Origin of the sequence: uncultured Arcticibacterium sp. (assembly GCF_964021845.1) — a bacterium.
Taxonomy (GTDB): Bacteria; Bacteroidota; Bacteroidia; order Cytophagales; family Spirosomataceae; genus Arcticibacterium.
This window is the reverse complement of sequence record NZ_CAXHZC010000002.1, coordinates 177,650-203,941: the sequence shown is the minus strand read 5'-3', so window position 1 is coordinate 203,941 and position 26,292 is coordinate 177,650. Positions and strand designations below refer to the sequence as shown.

The 26,292-nt window shown below is 36.4% G+C and carries 26 protein-coding genes; 16 read left to right on the top strand and 10 right to left on the bottom strand.

What is annotated here, in order from left to right; all coding sequences use genetic code 11:
* Window positions 1-18: 18 nt before the first annotated feature.
* The 4 genes from AADJ06_RS07625 to AADJ06_RS07610 all read right to left on the bottom strand — a co-directional run bounded on the left by AADJ06_RS07625 (window position 19) and on the right by AADJ06_RS07610 (window position 5,232).
* Complete coding sequence (locus AADJ06_RS07625; protein ID WP_341225831.1) at window positions 19-2,268, bottom strand: c-type cytochrome; 2,250 nt, start codon at window positions 2,266-2,268, stop codon at window positions 19-21.
* 135 nt (window positions 2,269-2,403) lie between these two features.
* A complete protein-coding gene (locus tag AADJ06_RS07620) occupies window positions 2,404-3,957 on the bottom strand; it encodes a GDSL-type esterase/lipase family protein (protein ID WP_341225830.1) in 1,554 nt (517 codons plus the stop codon).
* Window positions 3,958-4,122: 165 nt separating this feature from the next.
* On the bottom strand, window positions 4,123-4,863 hold the full coding sequence (locus AADJ06_RS07615; RefSeq protein WP_341225829.1) for an SDR family oxidoreductase: 741 nt from the start codon (window positions 4,861-4,863) through the stop codon (window positions 4,123-4,125).
* A 72-nt stretch (window positions 4,864-4,935) separates the two neighbouring features.
* Window positions 4,936-5,232, bottom strand: a complete 297-nt coding sequence (locus tag AADJ06_RS07610; protein ID WP_341225828.1) for an antibiotic biosynthesis monooxygenase family protein — start codon at window positions 5,230-5,232, stop codon at window positions 4,936-4,938.
* 375 nt (window positions 5,233-5,607) lie between these two features.
* Between AADJ06_RS07610 and AADJ06_RS07605 the strand changes: the two genes are divergently transcribed.
* From AADJ06_RS07605 to AADJ06_RS07585, 5 genes are all read left to right on the top strand, one after another.
* Window positions 5,608-5,826, top strand: a complete 219-nt coding sequence (locus AADJ06_RS07605) for a hypothetical protein (RefSeq protein ID WP_341225827.1) — start codon at window positions 5,608-5,610, stop codon at window positions 5,824-5,826.
* A 37-nt stretch (window positions 5,827-5,863) separates the two neighbouring features.
* Window positions 5,864-6,334 (top strand): hypothetical protein, encoded by a 471-nt coding sequence (locus AADJ06_RS07600; protein WP_341225826.1) that lies wholly within the window; start codon window positions 5,864-5,866, stop codon window positions 6,332-6,334.
* Window positions 6,335-6,439: 105 nt separating this feature from the next.
* Window positions 6,440-7,738 (top strand): ATP-binding protein, encoded by a 1,299-nt coding sequence (locus AADJ06_RS07595; RefSeq protein WP_341225825.1) that lies wholly within the window; start codon window positions 6,440-6,442, stop codon window positions 7,736-7,738.
* A 96-nt stretch (window positions 7,739-7,834) separates the two neighbouring features.
* Window positions 7,835-8,482, top strand: a complete 648-nt coding sequence (locus AADJ06_RS07590) for a DNA alkylation repair protein (RefSeq protein ID WP_341225824.1) — start codon at window positions 7,835-7,837, stop codon at window positions 8,480-8,482.
* Window positions 8,483-8,529: 47 nt separating this feature from the next.
* Window positions 8,530-9,411 carry a pirin family protein gene (locus AADJ06_RS07585; RefSeq protein WP_341225823.1) on the top strand — a complete coding sequence of 294 codons (882 nt, stop codon included), beginning with the start codon at window positions 8,530-8,532 and terminating at the stop codon, window positions 9,409-9,411.
* A 16-nt stretch (window positions 9,412-9,427) separates the two neighbouring features.
* Here the strand turns inward: AADJ06_RS07585 and AADJ06_RS07580 are convergent, their stop codons facing one another.
* The 3 genes from AADJ06_RS07580 to AADJ06_RS07570 all read right to left on the bottom strand — a co-directional run bounded on the left by AADJ06_RS07580 (window position 9,428) and on the right by AADJ06_RS07570 (window position 13,187).
* Entirely contained in the window at window positions 9,428-9,748 is a 321-nt protein-coding gene (locus AADJ06_RS07580; protein ID WP_341225822.1) for a LytTR family DNA-binding domain-containing protein, read from the bottom strand.
* A 48-nt stretch (window positions 9,749-9,796) separates the two neighbouring features.
* A complete protein-coding gene (locus AADJ06_RS07575; protein ID WP_341225821.1) occupies window positions 9,797-11,323 on the bottom strand; it encodes a BspA family leucine-rich repeat surface protein in 1,527 nt (508 codons plus the stop codon).
* Window positions 11,324-11,513: 190 nt separating this feature from the next.
* Window positions 11,514-13,187: an alpha/beta fold hydrolase gene (locus AADJ06_RS07570; RefSeq protein WP_341225820.1), complete on the bottom strand. Its 1,674-nt coding sequence runs from the start codon at window positions 13,185-13,187 to the stop codon at window positions 11,514-11,516.
* 251 nt (window positions 13,188-13,438) lie between these two features.
* Here AADJ06_RS07570 and AADJ06_RS07565 point away from each other — a divergent pair, with 251 nt between their 5' ends.
* Window positions 13,439-13,891: a hypothetical protein gene (locus AADJ06_RS07565; RefSeq protein WP_341225819.1), complete on the top strand. Its 453-nt coding sequence runs from the start codon at window positions 13,439-13,441 to the stop codon at window positions 13,889-13,891.
* A gap of 114 nt (window positions 13,892-14,005) precedes the next feature.
* Complete coding sequence (locus AADJ06_RS07560; protein WP_341225818.1) at window positions 14,006-15,496, top strand: alkaline phosphatase D family protein; 1,491 nt, start codon at window positions 14,006-14,008, stop codon at window positions 15,494-15,496.
* 44 nt (window positions 15,497-15,540) lie between these two features.
* Here AADJ06_RS07560 and AADJ06_RS07555 read toward each other — a convergent pair whose 3' ends face one another.
* Window positions 15,541-16,065 carry a hypothetical protein gene (locus tag AADJ06_RS07555; protein WP_341225817.1) on the bottom strand — a complete coding sequence of 175 codons (525 nt, stop codon included), beginning with the start codon at window positions 16,063-16,065 and terminating at the stop codon, window positions 15,541-15,543.
* Between the two features lie 478 nt (window positions 16,066-16,543).
* Here AADJ06_RS07555 and AADJ06_RS07550 point away from each other — a divergent pair, with 478 nt between their 5' ends.
* Together AADJ06_RS07550 and AADJ06_RS07545 are read left to right on the top strand one after the other, a co-directional pair.
* Window positions 16,544-16,780, top strand: coding sequence for a hypothetical protein (locus AADJ06_RS07550; protein ID WP_341225816.1), 237 nt, complete (start codon window positions 16,544-16,546; stop codon window positions 16,778-16,780).
* Between the two features lie 171 nt (window positions 16,781-16,951).
* Entirely contained in the window at window positions 16,952-19,720 is a 2,769-nt protein-coding gene (locus AADJ06_RS07545; protein WP_341225815.1) for a TrlF family AAA-like ATPase, read from the top strand.
* Between the two features lie 126 nt (window positions 19,721-19,846).
* On the opposite strand, the gene AADJ06_RS07540 is transcribed toward AADJ06_RS07545, so the two are convergent.
* Window positions 19,847-20,014 (bottom strand): hypothetical protein, encoded by a 168-nt coding sequence (locus AADJ06_RS07540; RefSeq protein ID WP_341225814.1) that lies wholly within the window; start codon window positions 20,012-20,014, stop codon window positions 19,847-19,849.
* 263 nt (window positions 20,015-20,277) lie between these two features.
* Window positions 20,278-20,613: a helix-turn-helix domain-containing protein gene (locus AADJ06_RS07535; RefSeq protein ID WP_341226211.1), complete on the bottom strand. Its 336-nt coding sequence runs from the start codon at window positions 20,611-20,613 to the stop codon at window positions 20,278-20,280.
* Between the two features lie 218 nt (window positions 20,614-20,831).
* Between AADJ06_RS07535 and nfsB the strand changes: the two genes are divergently transcribed.
* The 7 genes from nfsB (at window position 20,832) to AADJ06_RS07500 (ending at window position 26,292) form a co-directional block, all read left to right on the top strand.
* Complete coding sequence (gene nfsB, locus AADJ06_RS07530; protein WP_341225813.1) at window positions 20,832-21,491, top strand: oxygen-insensitive NAD(P)H nitroreductase; 660 nt, start codon at window positions 20,832-20,834, stop codon at window positions 21,489-21,491.
* 6 nt (window positions 21,492-21,497) lie between these two features.
* Window positions 21,498-22,505: a zinc-binding alcohol dehydrogenase family protein gene (locus AADJ06_RS07525; RefSeq protein WP_341225812.1), complete on the top strand. Its 1,008-nt coding sequence runs from the start codon at window positions 21,498-21,500 to the stop codon at window positions 22,503-22,505.
* Between the two features lie 10 nt (window positions 22,506-22,515).
* A complete protein-coding gene (locus AADJ06_RS07520) occupies window positions 22,516-23,361 on the top strand; it encodes a DUF4437 domain-containing protein (RefSeq protein WP_341225811.1) in 846 nt (281 codons plus the stop codon).
* Between the two features lie 7 nt (window positions 23,362-23,368).
* Window positions 23,369-24,322 (top strand): LLM class oxidoreductase, encoded by a 954-nt coding sequence (locus AADJ06_RS07515; RefSeq protein ID WP_341225810.1) that lies wholly within the window; start codon window positions 23,369-23,371, stop codon window positions 24,320-24,322.
* A gap of 4 nt (window positions 24,323-24,326) precedes the next feature.
* Window positions 24,327-25,124, top strand: coding sequence for an SDR family NAD(P)-dependent oxidoreductase (locus tag AADJ06_RS07510; RefSeq protein WP_341225809.1), 798 nt, complete (start codon window positions 24,327-24,329; stop codon window positions 25,122-25,124).
* A 767-nt stretch (window positions 25,125-25,891) separates the two neighbouring features.
* On the top strand, window positions 25,892-26,161 hold the full coding sequence (locus tag AADJ06_RS07505) for a transposase (RefSeq protein WP_341225808.1): 270 nt from the start codon (window positions 25,892-25,894) through the stop codon (window positions 26,159-26,161).
* Window positions 26,155-26,292, top strand: coding sequence for a hypothetical protein (locus tag AADJ06_RS07500; protein ID WP_341225807.1), 138 nt, complete (start codon window positions 26,155-26,157; stop codon window positions 26,290-26,292). The genes AADJ06_RS07505 and AADJ06_RS07500 overlap by 7 nt, the downstream gene beginning before the upstream one ends.

Here is a 26,292-nt window from a genome sequence, read left to right as displayed (position 1 = left end):
GAAGTTGCTTTTGAAATTCTATTTCTCAAATTCCTTCTCTAATAGTTCCTTTTCGGTGTAAAGACCACCTTTTGGTTTGTCTTCTCTTAGTTTTTTTACATCAGCAACAGAAATTCGCTTCAAATCTTTCGCAAAAGCATTTTGAAGGAAGTGTGTAATATCCACTACATCTTGGTCCGAAATCTCACTGTTGTTTGACAGAGCTGGCATATCATTGTTCAGCTCATAAAGCTTACCGTTTACATGAATAGGTCCACTAATTCCATGTAAAATAATAGAGGCTAAACGGTGTATAGGTCCGTCAATATACTCTGAGTCTTTAAGTGGTGGGGCTAGCCCCTCTATACCTGAACCATCAGGTCCGTGGCAAGCACCACATATAGTTCTGTAAAGTTTAAGGCCATTGGTACGGCCATCATCTTTTCCAGACTCTCTTACATAAATGGAGTTTGGTTTGTTCTGCTCTTTATTCTCTAAAGTTTTTCCGAGATTCTTCGTTAAGAAAATATTGGCAGCGTTCTCTTTAAGGTAAAGCTCTTCTTGCCCTTCTAAGCTACTAATAATGGCTTCTTGGAATATTTCGTTTTCAGAATATCTATCAGAAATTTGAGCCAAAAACGGTTGAAATACCGCTGGAGAAATTTTGGTCCAAGGGTTTAAAGAAAACCCTAAATACAAATCAGTCATTGGCTCAGCCTTGGCAAGTATTTCAGTACTGATTGCAGCCATTTTTGTAATATTTGATTGCGAAGCAAATGGCTCCATTAATCTTAATATATGAGAAATGGTTTCTGGATTTTCTGTCTGCTTTAATAATGCAGTTAAATCTTCAAAAGAAAGTAAATTCAAACCTTCCAAAACATAAAGGGCATGAATAGGAGTGGCAAAATTATTATCAATAGCCACAAGATTCATCAAGGCACCTTTGACAGATTTCTTCTTCTTATTAATAAGTAGTTGCTGAGCTCTGTCTCTTAGCCATCCATTTGAACTGCTTAATAAAGGAATGAGCTCTTTATGAGATAGCTTTGACAAATTTGCAGGAATAGCATGAGATGTACTCGCCTTATGCGTCACCTTTAAAATACGTCCTGCGTTTTGAAGTGTATCCAGTTTCTTTTCTAGTAACAATTCGGTCAAATATTGAGAAATAAATGCTTTGTGCTGGATAATACCACGATGCATATCTACAATATACATAGCACCATCTGGGCCATTAAAAAGGTTGACAGGTCTAAAGCCTTCGTCTGTAGAAGCTATGAATTCTTTATTATCCCAAGCCTGCTCGGCAGATATTTCGATGTCGTTAAAGTTTAGAATGTTTCGCTTTATAAGGTTAGCCTCAGGAATACAAACAAATGCATTTTGGTCATACCCTTTAGGGAAAAGTCCTCCTCTGTAAACGACAGGGCCGCATGATGCAGTTACATTTCTAAGAACTCCGTTTTCGTCTAACACTCCCTTTTGATATCCACGGTTAACCGATGTGGCGTGTAAAGGATAAACGCGGTTATTTCTTGTGATACGTTGATTAATAGAAGCGGTTGGTTTGTAAAATTGATTTCTGATGACAGTATTTGGTAATACGTGGTCAGCTTGAAGTTGGTTAGAGTTATTATTGAAATATAATCTACCAAAGTTGTCTTTTGAAATTCCCCATTGACCTCTGTAGGAAGTTGGTTCTTTAAGCCATTTTCCGTTTAATAAACGGTACCTAAAATTGGTGTTTGCATTATAAATCCAGTTGTCAATGTTAAGCATCAATCCGTTTGGCTGATGTTCTACATTACCTCCATCCGCGTATATAGGATCTACTAAAACTCTTTTTCCTGGTTTATCGTTTTTGATTTTGACAAAATAAAGGGCAGGACCATCTGTGTATAAAAGTCCGCCGTATGCATGGGCAATAGCACGTGGAAGCACTAGGCCATCTAAAAATACTTTGGAGTGGTCTACTCTGCCATCCTTATCTAAATCTTCTAGAATGGTGATTCGGCCATTTTGTTCCTCTTCTCCTATACCCTCAATGTTTGGCATGTAGCCTTTCATTTCTACCACCCATATTCTACCTTGATTATCAAAGTCCATGGTGACAGGTGCTGAAAAATGCGGTTCTGCAGCTACAAGGCTTAATTCAAAACCTTCTTCTACCTTATAAGAATCAAGTGAGATTTCGGGCTCTTCAAAAAAGAAATTGGCAGTGAAAGAAAATATAGCAAGAGAGAACAAAAGAAGTAAGAGATACTTACTCGATTTTAGAAATTTCATAGAGTCTTAAAGTATTTTTTAAATAAACCTCACAAATATAAACGTCATTTCTGACTCTTATTTTATTTTTTGGTGTCAATACTTCATTATTTTATGCCATTTTGACAAAGAATGGGTTTTGAACTTTGGTTATTCTCATTTCAAAGCATCTGAAGCTAGTTTTCCCATAGTGGCATAGGCTTTCATAGTTGGGTGAACACCATCTTTTGCTAAGTCTGGATTCATGCCGTTGTTACTATTTTTTAATGGAGTATGGTAATCTACATATTTAAGCTTTCTCCTTACAGCTAGGGCTTTTAAGCGTGTGTTTAATTTTAATATTTCGTCAGACTTGTCACCTAAACCAAGTCGCCATTCAAACTTAGTAGCCGGAAGTACGGAGGCTAAAACTACTTCTATGCCATTTTTTTGAGCAATGTCAATCATGGATTCAATATTACCTACGGTCAAATCGGGGCTATATGGGCCTGTGTTTTCGGCTACGTCATTGGTACCAATATGAATAAGTACTTTTTCAGGTTTTAGGTCAATCACGTCTTGTCTGAAACGAATAAGCAGCTGTGAAGATGTTTGACTAGAAATACCACGGCCTATGAAATTGTTTTTTTGAAAGAAACTAGAATCTAAACGGTACCAAGCATCTGTAATAGAATCGCCTATTAATACTGCTTTTATCTTTTTGCCTTTATCTCTTCTATTGGCGTCGGCATATCTCTTAATACCGCCCATGTCATTTTTTAATTTATTTCCATCTTCTTTATTTCCTTGAGCTATTTCCCACTGGCCATAGAGTTTTTCATACTTGCTTGGTCTTATTTTATCTCTAAGTCCTTGTGTCCAAAGCCAATCGCCAAATCTTTCATGCCATGTATCTACAGGGAGTTTCTGCTGACGCATACCAAAACCATGACCACCTTTTTCATAAATATGTAGTTCAGCAGGTTGAGCGGCTTCAAACCATTTTTCATAAATAGAAATGCTCATTGGCATCATGCCTAGTTGGTCATCGCCGGCCACGGTTATGAAGATGGGTGTTTTGGCTGTCGGCATTTCAGAGCCAAGTATGGCAGGTTGATAGGCATAAATGGGTGCTAAGAAGTTTGGTTTGCTACTTTGCGGAGCTGAGTAAGCTACAGACATGGCCAGAGTACCACCAGCTGAAAAACCCATAAACCCAATTTTCTTAGGGTCAATTTCCATTTCTGAAGCATGTTCTCTAACATACTCCATGGCTTTTATTCCATCTTGTGTAGCCATTTTTACATATGGGGCATTTTCTGCATCAAGTGTTTTAGAATCGCCCATTTTAGACATCAGTTCTTTTACGGGTTCTTCTGTAAAACTAGGTGCTAGTCTGTATTTTAAAACAAAAGCCGCTATGCCTATGCTATTCAGGTATTTTGCTACATCTATACCTTCGCTATTAATGCTTAATGTATGAAATGCTCCGCCTGGGGCTATTATCACAGCGGTACCTGTAGTTAAATGTTTGGGAGGTAAATAGGCCATTATGCTAGGCTCAGTTACGTTGTAAATAACCTCCGTGTTAAACATGTTTTGCGTAGAAACTTGCTCTTTCCATGTTGCGTTTTCTGAGCCCGGTGCCACACCGTCGTAAAGTTTAATTATCTCTTGAGCATAAAGTGATGAAAGCGAAAGAAAGAGTAAAAGGCTTGAAAGTAATTTCATGTAATAGGTAGGGTTTAAATTTGTTACGAATTTAGACTTTTATACCCGCACCTATGAAATAAGGTGGTCAGTTTTTCTAAAACACTAGGTGTTGTGCCTCAAGGTTTCGCCGATTCAATAATTGTACTTTCTGTTGCTATAGCTTTCTTTACTTTAATGTAAACCTTACAAGAGCCTTCCTCCATCTACGGTGATGATGTTTCCTGTGGAAAAAGTTAATTGAGACGCTACCGAGAAAACGGCATTTGCCACATCGTCACCTTGAGCAAATCGCTCTAGTGGCGTGTTCTCCATTTGATTTTGGAGGAATTTGGGGTCAAAACTTTTAGTATACTCTCCTTCCACAAAACCTGGTGCTACAGATACCACACGAATTTTAGGAGCCAATGCTCTAGCCAAAGAACGTGTCATAGAATCTACAGCGGCTTTGGAAGCACAGTAGGCCACATTACTGCCTATTCCATAAATACCAGCGATAGAAGAGATATTAACAATGAGCGATGTTTCTTTTTCTGTTGCGGACGCTACCAAAAGGTCTTTGAAAGCTCGCACCATAGCAAAGCTTCCTCTAAAATTGGTTTGCATTATTTTGTCAATCCACTCATCACTTAAGGCACCTAAATCTTCATGAGCTACGGGAGTGGTTATGCCGGCATTGTTTACCAGCACATCCAGTCTGCCGTATTTCTCTATCACAAAGTCTTTTAAAGCAGATATTTTTTCGCAATTGGTATTGGGAGCATGAAAAATACTATGATTGTCACCAGGCAGGGCTGCTTTTAGCGTTTCTGCTTTTGCGGCATTGGTATTATAGGTGATGATTACGGCATAATCATTTTGAGCAAATTTCTTGCTGATGGCTGAGCCAATTTCTCCTGCACCTCCTGTGACTAGTACTGTTTTCATTGCTTTACGAGTAAATTATCAATGTTGGCTTTCTGAGCAAGATGCGTCATACCACATTAATGTTTCTAAATCTTATTTGATTTCAGTTACTTTAAAGTGCTCTGCATTTGGGGCAGAATTAAAGAAAGGAGAAAGAATAGCACGCCATTCTAAAAAAAGTGGAGATTCACGGAAGCCTACGGTGTGGTCTTCTAAAGTTTCCCACTTAATCATAGCCAAATATTTAGTTGGCGTTTCTATACAGTTTTGAAATTCTATGGATACAAAACCTTTTGATTGAGATATAACTGATTTTGCCTTTGGTAGAATAGCTTCAAAAGCTTTTAGTTCTTCATTTCTGATGTCTAAAGTGGCAATTTCTAAAATCATTATGGTTTGAATATTTACGTATCGAATTGATTTTTATCAGCACAAATTTAGGGTATTCTTTCGGTTGCAAGCAATCCTAAAAACGAATTAGCTATGCTAATCTAATGATATTGTTATTTTCAAGTAATGAATAACATAGACTTACTTTTGTTTTAAATACTCATGTATTGGAAGCTAATTCCACACTTTCTACACATAACAGCATAGGGAATGAGTTTTTTAGATTAGTGAGTACAACACTAATTATGAAAACATGCTGATTCTCCTTTTAACATCCGTCATCCTTTATTTTAGAAACAAAAAACAATCTAAAATGGACCTTAATTAAAAACAATTAAGAAGGGAGAATTATGCTCATTTAAAACAAACAATATTATGAAATCGACTAAAATAATAGGGATACTCCTAATCATAGGGAGTTTGGCTTTAGGGTATTTTGGCTTTAACAAAGTCAGTAAAAATGATGCTTCAGTGGAAGTGCTAGGACTTGAACTTGAGGCGTCTAACCAATCAGGAAAAGAGCAGGGTTACATGCTTCTAGGATTTAGTTTAGTAGTATTTGTAGGAGGGCTCTATGCCACTTCTAAGAAATAGGTTTCACTTTTAAAAATTAACGCGAAAAATACAAATTATGAAAAAGCATATAATTATCCTGAGTTTAATAATTTTAACAAGTATCTCTGCCAAAGCCCAATATAATGGAGCTGTGGGTGTAAGATTTACCGATGGCCCTGCTGTCTCAGCAAAATTTAATGTTTGGGGTAGTTCTGCCTTTGAGGTACTTGTTGGTGGTTTCGGGAATGGTTTGAAAGGAACCTTCCTTTATGAAATACATAATCCTGCATTTAACTCCTCAAGATGGAGGTGGTATTATGGATTTGGCGGGCATGCTGGCTCATCTCCAGTTAAACGAAAAAACTATGACCCCGTATATAATGGGGAAGTTTTTCACCTAGGCTTAGATGGGATAGTGGGCTTAGAGCATACCTTTACAGAGATACCAATAAACATAAGTGCTGACTGGAAACCTGAAGTGAATTTTGTCAACTATACAGGACTTGTCTTACCCGTTTTTGGCTTTACAGGTAGGTTCGCTTTTTAAGATAACATCATACTTTTGGTAAGTAGATAAGGGATAAATAGCATTTATCCCTTTATTTGTGTAGTCTTATGACTGGAGTTTTGATAGTAATTAGTTTAAACAAATATGCAGATTGCCAACTTGCCAGCAAATGAAAAAGAAAGATTGCAGGCACTGACAGAATTAGAAATTATAGGTTCAGAAGAAGAAGAATCTTTTAATGATTTAGCTAAGTTGGCTTCATACGTATGTGGGACTCCGGTAGCTTTGATAAGTTTTATTGAGGAAGACCGCCAATGGTTTAAATCTGCTGTAGGCACTGACCTTAGAGAAACGCCTCGTGATATAGCTTTTTGCTCACACGCCATTTTGGAAGAAGAAAATTTCATGATGGTGAGCGATGCTAAAAAAGATGTTCGTTTTGTTAATAACCCCCTTGTTACGGGCGAAACAGATATTCAGTTTTACGCTGGTGTACCTCTAAGAGTGAATGACCAACTTCCTGTAGGGACAGTATGCGTTTTAGACACAAAACCGCACAAACTTTCCTTAGAGCAGGAAGAAGCTCTAAGGAGAATCTCAAGGCAGGTTATGCAACTATTAGAACTCCGAAAAACGAATATCAAAAATAGAGATTTGGCTGTAGAGAATGAGAATAAATTAAAAGAAGAAATTGAGCGTCAGACCGAAAGCTTAGAGCGAAAGAATTTTGAGCTTCGCCAACTAAACTCAGAAATGGAGCAAATGGTTTATATAGCCAGTCATGACCTGAAGGAACCTATTAGAAAGCTAAAGATTTATGCCGATATTTTAGGAGAAGAGACATTTCAAAATGCCAAAATCAATAAGTTTTTACCAAAAATTCACAATAGTACAGATCGTGCTTATAATTTGGTCAATGATATTTTAGATTTTGCCAAAGTAAAATCTATAGGACTGCTCAAAGAGGATGTAGATTTTAATGAGCTTATGCAGGCTGTGATAGAGGCTTCTGATGAAATAATATCGGATAGCAAAGCTCAAATCGAAATTAATAAGCTGCCTACGGTCAAAGTAGATAAAGGGCAAATGATTCAACTTTTTTCAAACCTTATTCAGAATGCTATAAAGTACTGTAAAAATGTTCCGACAATAAAAATTGAAGCTTCCACGGTGGTTTTAAATGCAAATGACTTTGTTCCAAAAAAAATTAATACAGGTACATTTTATAAAATAGATGTGACAGATAACGGTATTGGGTTTGACCTTAGTCACAAAGATAAAATCTTTGATTTTTTCCAAAGATTACATAACAGAAACGAATTTAGCGGAACGGGTATAGGTTTGGCTATTGTAAAGAAAATAGCTCAAAACCACGGTGGCTTAGTGGAGGCCACCAGCCAAATGGGAGAGGGGTCTGTTTTTAGTGTTTATTTGCCTGTTTAAACTAATGTTCAGCTTTAGATAATCTACAATCTTGATAAATAACACCATAGGAAGCTGAGAAATTGATTGTCGATGGATATGATTTTAATTTAGATTATGACAGCTCAGGACTTTAAAGATAGTTTGGAAATCATTGGTCAGCAGTATGTAGGAGGCATACCTAAAAAGGAGTTGTTTTCTTTGGCAAAAGAATTTCAGAATATGTCTTTAGAAGAGGTGGCAGCATTACTTCGAAGTGAAAATGATGACCACAGACTGGGAGCAGTTTCTATCTTAGACTGGAAAGCACGTAACAAGAAAACTACCTTAGAGGAAAAGCAGCATGTTTATAAGGCCTATTTGGATAACCACCAATACATTGATAACTGGGGGATGGTGGATAGAGCCGCACCCTATGTAGTCGGTGGGTATTTATTTGGTAAGGATAAAACACCGCTATATGATTTGGCGAAATCTCAGAACCCTATGGAGCGGCGAACAGCCATTGTGAGTACCTATTATTTTATTCGTAAAAATGAAATAGATGACACTTTCAAAATTGCTGAAATTTTGGTGAATGATAAAGAGCACTTTGTTCAAACTGCTGTGGGAAGCTGGATTAGAGAAGCAGGGAAAAGGGATGAAGAAAGATTAAAGCTGTTTTTAGATAAACATGCCGCTACTATGCCACGTGTTACTTTGAGATTTGCGATTGAAAAGTTTAATGCTGAGCTTAGAAAATACTATTTAGGTTTAGCCAAATAGGATTAATAAAAACCAAGTATATTTATCAAGTATAAACCGAATACAAGTTGGCAAATAATAAACTTATAGTAGACGAAAGACAGACTGACCTAGGCAAATTTATGGTAGGGAGGCTGCTGCCGTTTAGAAAGAAACGACAGGTAGGACCGTTCACTTTTATAGACCACATGGGGCCAGCCACCGTAGGAAATGGTAGGTATATTGATGTAGACCAGCATCCTCATACTGGTTTAAGTACATTAACTTATCTTTTTGAAGGAGAAATAGAGCATAAAGATAGTACTGGAACAGTAAAAGTGGTAAATGCAGGTGACGTAGGTTTCATGACTTCTGGCAGTGGTGTTACACATACAGAAAGAACTCCTGCCGATAAAAGAGGTCAGGGAGAATTAAAATTGCATGGTTATCAAATTTGGGTAGCTCTTCCCAAAGACAAAGAAGAAATGGAGCCACGCTTTGATTTTGTGGCAAGCCGTGATGTACCATCTTGGAAATTAAACGATCTGACCATTAAGCTTGTGGCAGGAAATGGATTTGGAAAATCATCTCCGCTTCAGGGTTATTCTCCGCTTTTCATGGTGGATGTTTTTGCGGCAGAAGAAAGCACTTTGGACTTAAAAGGAAAATTAAAAGGCGAGGTGGCCTTTGTGATAGTAAAAGGCTCCATAACTACACATAACGAAAAGGTTAATGCAGGACAAATGCTCATAAGTAAAATGGATGATGAATGTGAGATTTGTTTAGATAAAGGCACTCAAATATTACTTTTTGGGGGCGAACCATTGCCTGAAGAACGTTTTTTGATGTGGAATTTTGTGTCGAGTGATAAAGAACGACTGAAAAAAGCCAAAGAAGACTGGCAAGCTAAGAGGTTTCCAAAAGTAGCTGGGGATGATACATATATTCCATTTCCGGAAATGAAGAAATAGCCAGTACTCCTTTCATTTACAGGCTAATCACCTTCAAAAAATAATCTTTCCTCCTTCTGGAAGTCCTTAAGACTTGACCATTTTTAAGTGTAATTAAAGCAAAATTATTAAAATCTAAGTACTTTTTGATATAAGCGATATTTATAACCTGGCTTCTATTTATCCTGATGAAGGCTTGTGTATCTATCCCTGCAGTTACGTGGCATAGGCTTTTGGAAGCTATTATTTTCTTTTTGTCACTGTCTACATATATCTGTGTATAGTTACTCTCACTTTCCATGTAAATGATTTCTTTAAGAGGGATTTCTAGTCTAAAAGGTAACTTTATGTTTTCCATGAGTGGTGGATTAATGTTTTAATTGGCTTTAAATGAGCGGTGGTTAACTTAATTTTCGGTACAGCCGGGTTCTGTAACTATTTCCAAAACAATACCTTCTTCTATAGCTACCAGCGGAGAGATAGAAACAGCAGGTGCTGAAATAAAGATTTTACAAGGTTTCTCAAAAATAAGAGTATCCAGTTCCACCTTTTTAGCTGCTGAAATGTAAAGGTTTCCATAGAGTGTGTCATTGCTAATTACCACATCGTTTTGGCAGGGGAAATGATGTTCAGCATTACAGCTGACAGGAGTAGGATTACCTCTAACCGTCCAGCCGCGGGCTATAAGTTCAGCTTGTGCTCTAGCGGCCACCGAGTCAATTTCTATATTTGGCCCACCTAGAGGTATGTTTTCTAGTTCTGGATTGCTAAAGTTTAAACCAATAATAGTAGATGACCAGCTTTTACAGTCAATGGCTATGGCTCCTCCAAATACGTTTAAGAAGTTGGCATCTGGGTTAAATTTCCAGCCACCTAAGGATTGATTGAAAGCATCGTTTTGTCTAAACATTTCTCTAAACGTCTGGCAATTGCTCACGTTCCAGCTTTCAATTTGTTGATTGAAGGAATCTGCATTGTCAAACATCCTTCTCATAGTGGTAACGCTACTTACATCCCATTTAGAAATATCGCCATTAAAACTGCTGGCACCACTAAAAAGCGATGTCATGTCAGAAACATTACTTACATTCCAATTCCCTATTTCTTGATTAAAGCTTTTAGCATTGAAAAACATAAAACTCATATTTGTTACATTGGCTGATATGTTCCAGTTTGAAATGTCTCCATTAAAAAGAGTAGCCCCGCCAAAAGTTCCGGCTAAAGATTTTACCTGAGAAACATCCCAATTTCCTATTTCTTGATTAAAAGTAGCGGCTCCTGAAAAAGCTCTATTTAAGAAAACAAGTGATGGTGTCTCCCATCCGCTTATATCGCTGTTGAAATTAGTTGCATTACGAAAAATAGCATTCATATTTGATACGTTTTGCACATCCCAAGTACTTATGTCACCATTAAAAGCTGTAGCGTCTTGGAATAATTCTTGCATATCATTTACACTTCCCACCCGCCAGCTAGATAAATCATCATTGAAATTAGCGGCATTCTTAAACATTCTAGACATGGAAGAAACCCCTGATAAATTAGGTGCATCAGTAGCAGAGAAAGCCACTCCCTGCCAATCCTTAAACATTTCTTCGGTGCTTTCCCAAATGATATCTCCCCATTGGAGCACATCTAGTAATTTATCTTTAGGGTACTCTTTTAAGTGCGGAAACGCCCCAGTTATCGCTAAACTATACTCTCCCGTTGTTTCAAATAGCGTTTCGAAAACACCATCTGCTGAAGTATGGGTACCACTTATCACTATTGATTGGTTTGAAAGAAGTGTCCAAACATAATCAAAGTCATATACGCTATTTGCTAGCTGAATGGAAATAGTATCATTTTCATTTAGCTGCCATTTGGTGATAAAAGGGGTTTCTGTTTGTGCCAGTGCCATAGTTTGAAAAAGAACCAGGATGGCTATGAGCACTACCCTTTTTTTGCGAAAATTTATTAGCAGGTTTTCCATGTTATTGCTTTGTATTTTTGAATAAAAATCTAACAATACAAAGGTAGCAGAGGGGCTAGGCAGACGTGTAATACATATACGACATTAACCATAAAGTTTCCGACAGGAGTGCTATCACAAAACCGACATTAGAATTAGAGAATAGGTCAAATTAATCCAGAGATATCAACTCAGATGGACTCATCCCAAACTCATTTTTGAAACATTTGGAGAAATAGGAAGGGGATGTAAAGCCGGTTTGGAAGGCAATTTGAGCCACGTCATCTATTTTACCAATGAGTAGCTCTTTTGCCCTATGAAGTCTAACCGACCTAATAAGTTGATTTGGAGATTTATTGGTGACGGCCTTTATTTTTCGCTGCATTTGACGTTCGCTAAGTCCAAGATGGTCACAAAGCATTTCTACCGTTAATTGTTCGCTGTTAAGATTGTCTTCTATATACTGCATAACATGATCTAGGAGAAAACCATTTTTACTCAATATTTGAGTTTCACCCATGGAGGGCTTTACATTGGCCGAAAGAATATCTTCTATTGTAAATAAGTTGGGCAAAGCAATGTAAGGTGAGGGCTGAAAACTTGAGAATTTTAGACCCATATTTGGAATAAGGAATTTTGCTGTTTGTGAGATGAGTATTTGCTTTGATTTGGCAATACTATTAATTTGACGTGTTTTGATAACAGCCTCGGTTTCTGCCAATTTATTATCTTCAATAAAACAGTCGCCCACATGAATTCCAGCTTTTAAACTTAGATTAAGACCTTCTAGCGTCTTTTTAAAATCTAAGCAGCAATGAATAGCCTTTGCCGAACCTGCAAAAGTTGCTACGCAAATATTGCCATCAATATGATGAAGTGTGCCCTTGTATTTTTGTATTAGTTGTTCATCAATTTGTTCATAATCTATCGAAATTAAAGACTTTACTTCTGGTTTTTGTATGATTTCAGCCACCATTATAGTTAACAGCTGTCCACCACTTTTATCGGATAGTTTTAGTGCATTTATAAAGCCAATCATTTCATCCAGCACCTCTCTGGTGTTACCCACCCAAAAGAGGTGGTCGTCTCCATGAAATTCTACAAATCTGGCTCCTTTGATACGCTTTGCTATAAACTTGCCTTCTTCTATTTTAACATCAATATCATTAGTTCTTTGCAAAATCAAAGTAGGTACATTAATGGAAGGTAAAATACCAATGATATCAACGCTAGTATTCATTTTAGTTAGTATCAAAGCCGCACTTGGGCTGGCTCCTGACCTAAAATAATTTGCCAACCAATCCATAAACACTTTGTCATTGGCTTTTGAAGGAGCTAAAGAATCTAAATTCATATCGCCACTTCCCCATGAATTTTCAATCATGTCATAAACCTCCTGACGCTGCTCATCTTTAGGTGCCCAGGGGTAATCCTCAGTAAACCTTCTTTTAGCGAATACGCCAAAAGTCAGAAGGGCAACAGTTCTGTTTGGGTAAGTGGCTGCAAATAAGGCTGAAACCGAACCACCTTCAGAATGCCCGAAAAGTATGGCCTTTTCTGAGCCAACGGCATCCATAACAGCTGTTATGTCTTCCATTCGCTCTTCAAGTGTAGATAGTTCCACTATTCTGTCCGATAGACCCGTACCACGTTTATCAAAAAGTATAACCCGGGCTACCTTTCCTAATTCGGTAAGAAAAGATACAAGTTCAGGGCAGCTCCACATGAGGTCAATGTTTGAAACCCAACCTGGAATATAAACCAAATCAAAGGAGCCAGTGCCGAACACTTGATAGGCAATATTCACCCTTCCACTTTTGGTGTAATTGGTATTTGGTTTTTTCATAGAGTCTCAAATCTTAAATTAATTTACTACAAAAAGAATTCGAAAATATGGCTTCTCTGAAGAAATTTTACTTTTCTTTAAAGCTTCACAGTACAATACGTATAAACAACAAAATAGGTGACGCTATTTTTAATGAAAAGTTTGCTTTTGAAGTATAAAGCCCTCAGATTGAATCCGATAAATGGACCTCATAATTAGAAAGCGAATAAGTGTTTCATTTGATGAACAACCCACGTTTATAAATGAGTAAAATGAATTTAAAATCGCGACTCATCCTGGCAACCATAGGCATTACTGTCATTGCCCTGTTTATAGGTTTAATGGCTTTTGCATGGCGAAATGATGTATCTGACCAAGAACAATTTAGCGGTTTCTTAAACAGACCTTTGGAAATAAAAAGAGCCGGTGTCATAATAAAAAAGGAAGGTCGGTTTGCAGATTATGGTATGGATAGCCAAGAAGCGTTAGCGAATTTTACTGCCGAACAATTGCTCAACCCTGGTGATAAACTTGAGTTTTATGCTGCCAAGTCATATTACAGCATACATGTAGGAACTAGCTATTATTTGTTAGGCCGTGACACTTTGAGTTCTGGCGAAGTGGTTTCCTTTGAATATTTTTTGAGCGATTACTCACCCAGAATTTGGGAAACACTAGCAGAGTTTCTTGAGAGGAAAGAGCAGGAGAATATCTTAAAAAAATAGACTTCAATAACTTTTGTCGACAAAAGGTTCAAATTAGGCCTTATTCAAAGAACCCAATAAAGCAGAAATTAATAACTTTAGCTGTTTCAAAACCCTGAAGAAATAATAAACATCATGAGATTAAAGCTACTAATTAGTCTATTTCTGATAAGCAATATAGCTTTTAGTCAAACCTCAGAAACAGTTTCAAAACGCTACGATGTTACCTTGCGACAAGCACACATGGGGAGTTTGGAAATTGATACCATGCTGCTTGAGAGTTATACCAAATTGCCAACTAATGTTAGGCAGTTTTATCTTGACGCTAGAACTGTTTTTGAGAAAGACAAGAAGATTGATTTTACTGACAAGAGAATTGTGGAAGCTGCTGCCCAAAATAAGATAGCTTTAATGGGAGGGCCAATGCTGGGTGATATTAAAGAGCATGGAGTAAGCATTTGGCTAAGGCCATCAAACAAACGCCCAATTCGTATAAAAGTAACCGCCTTAAATACAAAGAAAGAAAAAACATATGTCTTTAAACCTACGGTAGCAGGAAAAGAAGAACGTGTAGTATTAAATGATTTGTCTCCAGCTACCAATTATAAATATGTGTTACTATCAAGCGGGGCTAAAATAGGTCAGGGAGCTTTCCAAACCACAGCAAAAAGTGACGAAAAGGTAGGTTTAAGGTTAGCTTTTGCTTCAGATTTTCACAAAATAGGTCTTCATAACCCAAACCTGATAGAGGCTATTTTAGATAGAGAACCTATAGCCATGATGCTTTTAGGTGACCTAGCGGTAGATGATAGAGAAAATAATATGAGCATGCATAGGGCTGATTACTTGCTGCGAGATGTTTCTCAGGCTTGGCGAAACCTGTCTGCTAATGTACCCTTATATGCAGCCTGGGACGACCACGATTACCTAAACAACGACCTCAGTGGTCTGCCAGAATGGTTTTCAAAAGAAGAGAGAACCGAACTCCGAAACTTATGGCGTGAAAACTGGAATAACCCTAAAACGGATGTAGAAGGTATTTACTTTAATACGCGAATAGGGCAGGTAGAAATGATAATGCTTGATACCAGGTCTTATCGTATGGTGGAGGAAAGAGGGCAGTACGGTTCCTATTTGGGCAAAGAGCAGCTTAATTGGTTGAAAAATGTATTGGCGAAATCTACCGCACCTTTTAAGATTATTTCTAGCGGAACTATGTGGAGTGATTATATCTCAAACGGCAAAGACTCATGGGGCACATGGGATACACTGGCACGTGAAGAGATTTACAAGTTTATAGAAACTGAAAACATACCCGGTGTACTATTACTAAGCGGAGACCGTCACGGAGCACGTGGTTTTACTATTCCAAGAAATGCAGGATTTGATTTTTACGAATTTGGACCAGCCTCGCTAGGTGGTGTACCAGGTCCAGAAGCCATAGCCAAAGATGCATCAAGTCAAATGTTCGGCTATCTTGGTTTAGGCCTAAAAGCCTTTGGCGAATTTACATTTGATATGGAAGGAAATGAACCTAAAGTTACCTTCAGGTTAATAAGCGAATTAGGAGATATTATGGAGGAGCATGCAGTGCCTTATATAAAGTTGATTCCGGTAAGGAAGTAGACTTCAAAGCGAAGGCTGTATGTTAGAAAACCCTAGCCTCCTGTTTAATTCGTTTTAACTTTAACTTTGAATTTGCCATTGGTAATTTCGATGATATCGGAAAGGTCTTCTCTATTAACAAGGGTAGCTTCAAATGTGCCTTCGGCGTTAGTGGCCGTCAAAATTTCAAAATCTACATAGCCATCACCACCAGACTCAAGAGCCGAGTAATCTTTGTCGTCATGGAAGTAACTAATGTTGCTCAAATATGAATTGACGTTTGTACCCACAGGTACTCGAGTAGCTCCGAGACTTGGAAACATATTAAAATTGAAAATTTTATCTTGTGAGCTAATGTTTCCATTCACCACCAGTTCACTTTCCATAGGAGTGGCAAACCAATGCATTGATGCGTTATTATTAGTTTGAGCCCTAAAGGTTTCTCCATTCATTTCACATTCGATAAAATAAATAGGGTTTAAATCCGTGTCTTCAAAAATTTCTTCACAAGAAGTAAAAACCAAAGAGCTTAGTAGGAGTAAGAGCTGATAAGATTGAAAAAATGACTTCTTTTTGAGATTGTTATTCATAGTAATCTTGACTTTAGGCTATAAATCTAAAAATTGATAGAAAGCTATCCAAGCATAATAGGAGAATTCCATTTTACGGTTTTATCTCTTATATTGTTGATAATTAGTCTTTTGGTTGTTTTTCTGTACTCACCCTCTAAATAGAGCTGTCTTGGGTACTTTATTTGTTTTGTTAAATTTATCGCCAAGTTCTTTTGGTTTTGAGCCTTGGTATTTTGTGGTGGTTTAAGACCAAGAATTACGAGAATTACTCAAGCCTGTAGCTTGGGGAGCACCTTTAAAGTTAGACACCGCCAGCCATTTTATATTAGGCTTAAGCATGAAAGCTCTAATGACAAAGTGGGACACGGAATATATCATGCAATATGATGAAAGAGGTGAAATAAATTCCAGCTGAAGCAATAGAGATGTGTTCAAAATTCTATAGAGAATTTCAAGAGCCTGATTTCAATTTAGATTATGATAAAAAAATGTTTGATTGGGCTTCAAAACAAACCTATATAGCCCTAGGGAACATGATGACGGCCGAGGAATAGACAGTTGCCCCATTGAAGGATTTTATCAAGAAAAAGCCGAAGCTTTATTAAGAGAGAAGTTTGATATAAATACAGACAAATATGGTTTGTCTTTCATGGTGGCCTTTGGTAACAGAAAAGCAAACCCACCTCACCCAAAATCAAGAAGAGGTTTTAATGATATTGTAAGCTGGAAATAACGCCTTCTGCTTTCTAGCTGTCATTTTGCCCATAGAGGTTTTACTTAGGTGGACTTTTGCGGTGCCTATTACCGAATAATCAATTTATTTCTTTTAGCCGTTCTTATCCGCTAAAAACGGCTAAGTTGCGTGTATACTAATGTTGTACTGCATTAAATAAAAATCGAACATATGAATAATAATTATCCTAAAGGTTCTGAATGGAGAAAATGGGATTTACATGTCCATACACCAGCGTCTATCTATCACAGATACGGACCTGATTCAGATGATACTTGGGAAAATTTTATGAAAGACATAGAAAATCTTTCTTCCGACTTTGCAGTATTTGGAATTAATGATTACTTCTTTATTGATGGGTACGAAAGATTAATTGAGGAAAGGAAGTCAAATAACCGATTAAGCAACATAGACTTAATTTTACCTGTTGTAGAGTTCAGGATAGACAAATTTGCGGGAATTGATTTTGGCAAATTGAAAAGAATCAATTTACACGTAATATTCTCTAATGATTTGCCAGTTGAAACTATAAAAAGTCAATTTCTTCAAACATTAGAACAAAGTTATTCTCTTGAATCTGGAGAACAATGGACAAGGGCTATAACAAAAGAAAGTGTTGAAGAACTTGGAGCAAAAATAAAAAGTGGTGTTCCTGCTGAACAACTTTCAAAATACGGAACTGATTTAGAAGAAGGTTTTAATAATCTAAACGTAAGAGAAGACAAAATCTTTGAAGCTCTACAGAAAGACTGCTTCAAAGGAAAATTTATTGTTGCTATTGGTAAAACTGAATGGGGAGATTTAAAATGGACTGACGCTTCTATTGCCACGAAAAAATCAGTCATAAACAAAGCTGATATTGTATTTACTGCTTCAGAATCAATTGATGCTTTTAATAAAGCCAAAGAACAACTAAAAGCACAAAAAGTAAACGACTTACTACTCGATTGCAGCGATTCTCATTACTTATCATCTTCTACTGACAAAGATAGAATAGGGAATTGTTTTACTTGGATTAAAGCTGACCCTACTTTTGAAGGTCTTATCCAAATTCTTTATGAACCAGAGGAAAGAATCAGAATATCTGATAAAAATCCTAATCTCGAATTTGACAAACCTTACATTTCTAACATTAAATTCAAAAACAGTTTAAACGTTTTTGAAGACGAAGATGATTTAAATTTTAATCAAAATGAAGGCATTCCACTAAATCAAAACTTAGTAACTATCATTGGAGGACGTGGAGAAGGAAAGAGTATGCTTACAGACTATGTCGCCAGTAGTTTTATAGGTCAAGAACATTCAAAGGAAGGCGTTTTTAATAAAAATGGTGAAGTCAATTTATCATATCATAAATCCAATCAGACAGAGGATGACATCATAAACTTTGACCTAACAGAAGATAAGAAAGCAGTAGAGTTTATCTACATAAATCAAGGTCGATTAAAAACTTTAGTCGAGAAAAAAGATAAACAATTTCAACTCGCAAACTCAATAAGAAAACTTGCAAAACTTAAGGAACCAGAATTTAATAAGGAACTTGATAAGCAAATATTAGATGCCTTAGAAAGTTTTCACGAATTGAATCTCTTTTTTAGCACAAAAGATGAAGATGGAAATTTTATTTATTCAATAGAATATTTAGAAAGCCAAGAAAAAGCGATTAATGATTTCATAAGTAATATCACTACAAGTGAGAATAAAGACAAATTAGAGAAATACTCTGAAAATCTCAGGAACAGAAACAATTTAAATACTAAGCTCAAAGAATTAAATGAATTAGAATTAAGTCTAAACAATTCGATTGAAGAATTAAATCAAGAAATCAGTAAGGTAAATGGTGAAGCCTCTAAAATATCACTAATTGAATTGTCCGCCTTAAAGAAACAGTTTGATGAAATAATTGCTTGGAAGTCTGAATTACAAAAAGAGGTGGAAACAATTTCAGTTACCATTTCTGCTGTCAAAGAAGAATTTAAAGACTATAAAGGTGATTTGACAACACTACTAAATGATATAGATAAGTTTCAGAAAAATTTATCTCAAATACGTGAGGATATTGCGATTTCAAAATCAAAAAAAGAACAATTAACGAAACTTAAAAAGAAGATATTTTTTTCAGACCCTGAACACATTTCACTTATAGATAAAATTAAAACAGACTATGAGTCGCAAGTTTCTGAATTGCTAAAAAATTGGGAAGATTTCAAAGATGTAGATTCCAAAGAAAGATTAAATCCCTCTCAAAAAGCAATAATGAAAAATCTATTAACCGACCTTGAAATAGAAGTCAAAATAGATTTTGATATTGAAAAATTCTACAGTTTAATCTACCATTCAATAGATGGTGCAAAATGGAGAATTAAAGGCAACGTTGAAGCTCAGAAAAATGCATTTAAGATTACGGATTTAGATTCTTTTTATAATTTCTTAAAAACTAAATACGAAGACTTTTACGAAAGTGATAATATTCATAGTAAAACACTAAAAAATATATTCTTTAAAGAATCAGAGCGAAAACAGTACTTGAAAGTATTTCCAATACTTAAATATAAAGGGAAAGATTTAAACAAAATTTCTGTTGGACAAAAAGGAACAGTCTATTTAAAAATGATGCTTGCCACAGAAGCCTTTTCAAAACCAATAATATTTGACCAACCAGAAGATGATTTAGATAATGAATTTATTATGCAAAATCTTATCTCATTATTTAAAGAACTAAAACAATATAGACAGGTAATCATTGTCACTCATAATGCCAATTTAGTTGTAAACGCAGATGCGGAACAAGTTATAGTTGCTTCAAATATTGATGGTGAATTGAATTATGTTTCGGGTAGTTTAGAAAATCAATTAATCAATTCAAAAATTTGTCAAATACTTGAAGGTGGAGAACTTGCATTTGAAAAACGAAGAAGAAAATATCAACAAATCCAATAATAACGCAGTACAACAATTAGGCTCGAATGCAGCGAAGTAAGGCTTCGGTTCATTTGAGCCTATGTTGAGCTCAAGCCCCCTCTTAGGGCTATGGGGTTTCAATAAAACTTCTTTGCGATTTGTGGTTTAGGAAGAGCTTGATGTAGCTATAATTTCAATTATGTTTCTTTGACTTTCGCAGCTATTGATGCTTTTTAGATGACTCCTTTTGGTAAAAATGTAAGCATCAGACAGACCTCTCCCATCTCCTGATTTTGGAGTTATTTTTCTACTTGTTACTTTGTCTCTTCCCATCGCTTTATATTTGGTTTTACTCGGGCTGGTGGTTCTCTTTCTGGCTCTAATGTCCTTCTATTTATCAATGCCTGGCTATGGCCATTCGTCTTGTTGATTTCGTCTGGTTCTAAACCTGGTGTAGACTTTTTTCTCAGTAAAGCCTGAAATCCTCTCACTTAGCTCCACCTATTAATGTTTTAGCACTATTTAGTTTGGTTATGAATATAAATGGTCATCCCGGGCTTAAGATGTAAACTAACCTTTGGCACCAAGCTGAACTCCTACTTTGAATATTTTTCAACCACAGAATCACCCCAATCAGCGATAGATTGGATTAAGGGAATTAAGGTTTTACCCAAATTAGTTAAGGAATACTCGACTTTCAAAGGAGGTTTAGAAGTATAAACCTTCCTTTCTATTATTCCATCTTCTTCCAATGTTTTCAGTTGTAAACTCAACGTTCGCTCGGTAACTGAAGGCATGTGTTTACGTAACTCATTATACCTTAGTTTCCCTTCTATGAGGTGAAATAAAATCACGGTCTTCCATTTGCCACCTATTACCCCCATGGTTAAACTCGCACAGCAAGGGTATTCTTTTCCGTTAAAAGTATACATAGTCATGATAAACTTCTTTATTTATTTGCAAAGATATAAAGCTATACTTAATTATACAACTATACTTTTTATAGTAATATTATAATTTGTAATACTTTGATATACAGTGTTTTTGGAAATATTTTTATACTATCCTTTTTGACCGTTATTGTTTAAGATATTTGCTATACATACTTTTGCAACTATAAAAAGTATAGTTTTAAAACAAAGCAAAATAAATGGACTTAAAAGAAACATTAAACTGGAGATACACCACAAAGGAATATGACACAACCAAGAAAATATCTGAGGCAGATATGGTGCAAGTCAAAAACTTATTAAGAATGAGCCCGTCAAGTGTGAATCTTCAACCTTGGCATTTTATAATAGCAGAAACCAAAGAAGGAAAAGCACGTATAGCAAAAGGAACTCAGGGATTTTTTCATTTCAACGAGCCGAAAGTCACAAATGCCTCTGCAGTTGTATTGTTTTGTTCCAAAATTGATGCTGATGATGAATATTTAAAGCATGTTTTGGCACAGGAAGACAAGGACGGAAGACTCCCAAATGAAAATGTAAAAAATGGGCTTTACGGTGCGATGAAGGCATTTTCTGGCATTCATAAATACGATTTAAAAGACCTTCAACATTGGTTAGAAAAACAAATATATCTTAACATCGGAAACTTTTTATTAGGAGTAGCAAGCTTAAAAATAGATGCTACACCTATGGAAGGAATAGACGTAAAAGCATTAGACGAAGAATTTGGATTAAGAGCTAAAGGATATACTGCCCTAGTTGCAGTTTCACTAGGTTACAGAGCCGAAGCTGATTTTAACTCTACAGACAAAACACCGAAGTCTAGATTACCAGAGAACGAATTATTTACAGAAATATAAGTTAAAATGAAAGCAATAGGATTCAAAGAGAATTTACCAATTGATAATGTAAAATCTCTTCAAGACATAGAAATAGAAACGCCAAAAGCTACTGGAAGAGACATTCTAGTTGAAATTAAAGCCGTTTCGGTAAATCCAGTAGATTATAAAGTTAGAGCGAACAGACCCGCTCAAGGTGACCAATGGAGCGTTATTGGATGGGATGCTACAGGAATTGTAAAAGAAATTGGTGACGATGTTACCCTTTTTAAAGTTGGAGACGAAGTATGGTATGCAGGAGACTTAACTCGCCAAGGTAGTAATGCAGAATACCAATTGGTAGACGAACGTATTGTTGGTAAAAAACCAACAAGTTTGTCTCATGCAGAAGCTGCCGCACTTCCATTAACCACACTTACGGCTTGGGAAATGTTGTTTGACAGACTTCAAGTTTCTAAAGAGGATGCTAATAAATCTATTTTGGTAATTGGTGCTGCCGGTGGCGTGGGTTCTATTTTAGTACAATTGGCTAAGAAATTGACCAAACTAAATATTATCGCGACCGCCTCTCGTGAAGAAACTTCGGATTGGTTAAAAGAACTAGGAGCAGATAAAGTTATCAACCACAGAAATAAATTGAGTGAGGAATTTGAAAAATATCAAATCCCGGCTCCTGAATATGTAGTGAGTTTAAATGGCACAGAACAGCATACTGCCGAGATTGTCAAGTTGATTAAGCCACAAGGTAAATTCGGATTTATTGACGACCCCAAAATCATGAATGTGATGCCTTTTAAAGGAAAAGCAGTTTCTACTCATATCGAATTAATGTTCACACGGTCTATGTTCCAAACCGAAGATATGATAGAGCAACATAACATTTTGAACGAAGTTTCGAGCTTGATAGATAAGGGTATTATCAAAACCACTTTGGGAGAAAACTTCGGGGTAATCAATGCTGAAAACCTTAGAAAAGCACACGCTTTTTTAGAAACAGGAAAAGCCAAAGGGAAAATAGTTTTAGAAGGATTTTAAAAAATATAGCATGAAAAAGTACGCTTTAATAACACTATTACAAGTACTATCTGTTTTTGCATTCGCACAAACTCCAAAATCAGATTCGGTAAAATCTAAAGACGAAGTTGTAACAGCTGAAAATGTGGAATGGGGATGGTTAAATCCGTTGCGTGGAGATAAAAGTCCCGCTGCTGGAAAACTTTGGGGAGACAGAACTGACACTTTGGCGTCTGGATTTTTAGTAAAATTCAATAAAGGTTTTTCTTCGCCACCACACATTCACAATATAACCTATCGTGGCGTAGTCATTAAAGGTTTATTGCATAATGATGACGAAAAAGCTGCGGAAATGTGGTTGCCAGCAGGTTCGTTTTGGCAACAACCAGCAGGCGAAGCTCACATCACAGCAGCATCAGGTGAAGCTAATATGGCCTACATCGAAATTCAAGAAGGTCCATATTTGGTAAAACCAACAAGCGAAGCTTTTGATAATGGTGAGCGACCAGTAAATGTGGATAAATCGAATTTGGTATGGTTAAATGCAAGTGATATTACTTGGGTTTCAAATAATAGCAATGTACAAACTGCCTTTCTTTGGGGAAGCCATGCTGAAGGAGAATTAAGTGGGAGTATGTTAAAATTACCAGCAGGTTTTGTTGGTGAAATCAAAAATATAAGTCCAAATTTTAGAGCCATAATCATTCAAGGCAACCTAGCACATCAAGTTTCTGGAGAGGACGAAAAAATAGCTTTAGAAGCAGGAACGTATTTTGGTGCAGCAGAAAATTCGACGCATAAAATTTCTGTAAAAGAAGACCAAGAGGCTATCATCTACATAAGAACGAATGGAAAGTTTGAAGTAGTGGCAAACTAATTTTTAAATGAAAACTTTCGAAAACATAAACAGTGGCTTTAATTCTGTATTCCAATTTGGGAAATTGAGTTTGGGCGTAGTAATTCCAATAGAAAACTACGCTCAATCTTCTATTCCAAGTATGAAAGAACACCTACAACGTGTTCAATTAATTGAAAAACTAGGATTTAAAGCACTTTGGGTTAGAGATGTGCCTTTTCAAGTGCCATCATTTGGAGACGCCGGGCAGCTATTTGACCCTTTTACTTATTTAGGTTTTTTGGTAGGTCAAACCTCAAAAATTGCCTTGGGCACTTCTAGTATCGCATTACCCTTGCATCACCCTGTTCATGTGGCTAAATCGGCCGCAACTATTGACCAACTTTCTGACGGAAGACTCATTTTGGGAGTTGCCTCTGGCGACCGTCCAAGTGAATATCCAGCTATGGGTATTTCTTTCGAAAGTCGAGGCGAAATGTTCAAAGAATCGTTTCAATATATCAGGAAATTGCAGGAATCGTTTCCTATCATAAAGTCTGAATATTTCGGAAATACGATGGGAGATATAGATGTATTGCCCAAAGCTACTGGGCATAAAATCCCGATGTTGATAACAGGTTACAGCCAACAAAGTCTTCAATGGAATGCCGAAAATGGAGATGGGTGGATGAACTACCCTAGAAGTCTTGAAGAACAAAAACATAGTATTGCTCAATGGCGAGATTTGGTAAATCAATCGCATGAATACAGCAAGCCGTTTATGCAGCCGCTTTATATAGATTTGCACGAAAATGACGATTTTAAACCTCAAGGCATTCATTTAGGTTTCAGAATTGGAAGTTTTCATCTGCTTGAATACCTGAAGCTTTTAGAAAATATGGGCGTAAATCATGTAGCACTAAATCTTCGATTCAATTCATTGGGAACAGAAAAAACACTGAACCTTTTAGCAGAAAAAGTATTACCAAGTTTTAATAAATAATAGAATGAAAACAATATTAATCACAGGCAGCACAGACGGAATAGGTAAACTTACAGCTATTCAATTGGCGAAAAAGGGGCATGCCGTTTATATGCACGGAAGAAACGAAACCAAATTGCTTGCCGCAATTAAAGAGGTAAAACAACTAACCAAGAATGACAACATAGATGGTTTTGTAGCTGATTTCTCTAAGCTTGAAGTTGTTTCAAAAATGGTGGACGAAGTAAAAAGCAAACTATCAACATTGGACATCCTGATAAATAATGCAGGTATTTTAAAATCGAAAAATGAAGCAACGGAAACTGGTCATGATATACGTTTTGTCGTAAATTATTTCGCTCCTTATGTTTTAACCAATAGTCTGTTACCCATTTTAAGAAAAGGGAATAATTCGAGAATTATAAACTTAAGTTCTGCCGCACAGTCGCCAGTTTCTATGGATGCTCTAAGTGGAAAAGTGAGACTTTCTGCTCAAGCTGCCTACGCTCAAAGTAAATTGGCCTTAACTATGTGGAGTAATAAATTGGCAGTTCAGGAGAAAGGAATCATTGTTATACCTGTTAACCCAGGCTCCTTGCTCAATACCAATATGGTAAAAGAGGCTTACGGTCAGTTTTGGTCCTCGGCAGATAAAGGAGCAGATATTTTAACAGAATTAGCGGTTTCAGAAAAGCACACAGAAAGTAATGGGAAATACTTTGATAATGACAAAGGAACTTTTTCTGATGCTCATAATGATGCCTACAATCAGGAAAAAATCAATCAAATGATTTCTGAAACAAACAAAATTTTGAAACTATAGATGTGTGTTTATTCTAATATTACATTCAATAGTATACTAAAATTAGGACTGGTCTTCCCATTAGAAGCATTTTGTTGTTCTATTGCCAAAATGGAAAACTAGGAACAACTTGCAAAACGAGCAGAAGAATTAGGTTTTAAAGCACTTTGATTTCGGGATTTTCCATTTAGTGACCCAACTTTCGGAGATACTGGACAACTTTATGACCCTAGGGTTTATTTGAGTCATATACTGAATCATACTACAGAAATTGCCTTAGCAACAGAATGTATAGTTTTACCACTACGTCATCTTGTTCACTCCCGCTTCATGAAGTCTTTTGACCTCATAGGATACTGTTTAGGTCTTTAGACCAATAATCATATTACCTTGTAGGCGTATGGAGTATTTGGTAATCAAGTATAATTAAAATGCCTTAGCTGCTAAAATCAATTTCATTGAATTTTGGAAAATGTTCTCAAAACCTAAAACTATCTACAAACGCCCATTCCACATATTTGAACAAAGCCAACTAACAATGCTTAACCTAAATCTGAAAACCTAATTCTATTAGAAAGCCCTCAGAGTATACAAAGCCTCTTTTCTAAGTATTCTCCTCAAAATAAATCATGTATATACGTTCTGGATATGAACTAAAAGCCTGTTTTGGGTTTTAGGGGTGTGTTTGCCAATATTTTGAAGGAATAGATTTATATCAAATCCTTGGAGTAAGTCATTCGACAATATTATTAATCATGAGCGAGATTGGCCCAGAAGGATTCACATAGTTGCCCACAGCTAAGCATTTTGCTTCATGGCTTCGACTAGCTCCAAACAAGAAAATATCAGGAGGTAAAATACTCTCAAACAAAATCCCAAAAGGTAGCAATAGACTTAAGATTGCTTTAAGAAATGCTGCAAATGCAGTTGGAAATCTCAAAGAATCAGACCTTGGCAAATTCTTCAAGAAAATAGTCCGGGCGGCGTTCCACTTCAAAAAAGGAAGGCAAGCGGCAATTACCGCAACAGCAAGAAAAAATGCAGTAATAATATGGTAATCAACAAAGAGCAATACGCACCAAAAACAGCCTATGTCTTCCTTGATGAGAAAAGAAAACAGATCGCAAGGATGAGAGAGGAAATAACTAAATTTGGCTTAGATCCAAATGAGCTTGGACTCTTCTCATAA